Annotated in this window: 2 protein-coding genes; both read right to left on the reverse strand. The window is 71.0% G+C overall.

Translation table 11 applies throughout. The features are described 5' to 3' along the window. Positions 1-157: 157 nt before the first annotated feature. Complete coding sequence (locus tag IC63_RS16675) at positions 158-484, reverse strand: DUF1491 family protein (protein WP_036722737.1); 327 nt, start codon at positions 482-484, stop codon at positions 158-160. Positions 485-496: 12 nt separating this feature from the next. After that, a partial coding sequence (gene era, locus IC63_RS16680) for a GTPase Era (protein ID WP_036722740.1) occupies positions 497-1,413 on the reverse strand: 917 nt, incomplete at its 5' end.

The following is a 1,413-nucleotide window of genomic DNA, read 5'->3' on the forward strand; positions in this document are numbered from 1 at the left end:
GGGGGGGGCGGCGTCCGGGCACCCGCGCCGTTTTGTAGTGGTTTCACCACCCCACCCGCGCCGTCCTGTGGGGGTTTCACACCCCCACACCCGCGCCGTTTTGTGGGGGCTTCACACCCCCACACCCCCGTGGGATATTTCCGGACAAGAGATGGAGTCAGTCGATCAGCTCGGCGAGCGGCTGGGCGTCGGGCAGTTCCAGCTCGATCACCCACAGGTCGGGGTCGGCGGCGCGGCGGCGGGTCACCGTCGCGTCGATCTCGCGCGACGCGCCTTCGGCTTGCAGGACCCAGGGGCGCTGGTCGCTGTCGAAGTCGTATTCCTGCGACCACAGCTCGACCCGGCCCGAGGGGCGGACCACGCTGAGCGCTATGGCGCCGGCGGTGTCGTCGCCGCGGTGGATCACATAGGCCCCGCGCCCCGCCAGGTCACAGCGGCGCAGCAGCGCCGCGACGCGCAGGCCGGCGGTCAGGCGCGGCTGCATCGCCGGCCCCGATCAGTCGCCATCGCGGAAGTCGAGCCCCATCTCGCGGTAACGCTCGGCCTCGTCCAGCCAGTTCTCGCGCAGCGCCACGCGCAGGAACAGATGCACCGGCCGGCCCATGAACTCGGCCAGCTCCTCGCGGGCGGCGCGGCTGACGGCCTTGATCGTCTCGCCGCCCTTGCCCAGCACGATGCCCTTGTGGCCGGGGCGGGTGACATAGACCACCTGGTCGATGCGGGCCGAGCCGTCCTCGCGTTCCTGCCAGCTCTCGGTTTCCACGGTCAGCTGATAGGGGATTTCCTCGTGCAGCCGCAGCGTCAGCTTTTCGCGGGTCATCTCGGCCGCGATCATTCGCATCGGCAGGTCGGCGATCTGGTCCTCGGGGTAAAGCCACGGCCCGGCGGGGACCTCGGCGGCGAGCCAGGCCAGCAGGTCCTCGGTCCCGTGGCCGCGTTCGGCCGAGATCATGAAGGTGCGGGCGAACGGAAAGGCGGCGTTCAGATCCTGAGACAGCGCCAGCAAGTCCTCGGCCTTGACCCGGTCGATCTTGTTGATCGCCAGCGCCACGGGGGTGCGGCCGGCCTTGTCGCGCAGCGCGTCGAGGATCGCCTGCACCCCGTCGGTCAGGCCGCGACGCGCCTCGATCAGCAGCACGACGATGTCGGCATCCGCAGCACCCCCCCAGGCAGCCGCGACCATCGAGCGATCCAGCCGCCGGCGCGGGCGGAAGATGCCGGGGGTGTCCACGAAGACCACCTGCGAGGCGCCGTGCATGGCGATGCCGCGGATGCGGGCGCGGGTGGTCTGGACCTTGTGGGTGACGATCGAGACCTTGGCGCCGACCAGCCGGTTCAGCAGCGTCGACTTGCCGGCATTCGGTTCCCCGATCAGCGCGACGAAGCCGGCGCGGGTGTCGGTGGGGGCGGGGG

Source organism: Paracoccus sphaerophysae, assembly GCF_000763805.1.
GTDB lineage: Bacteria > Pseudomonadota > Alphaproteobacteria > Rhodobacterales > Rhodobacteraceae > Paracoccus > Paracoccus sphaerophysae.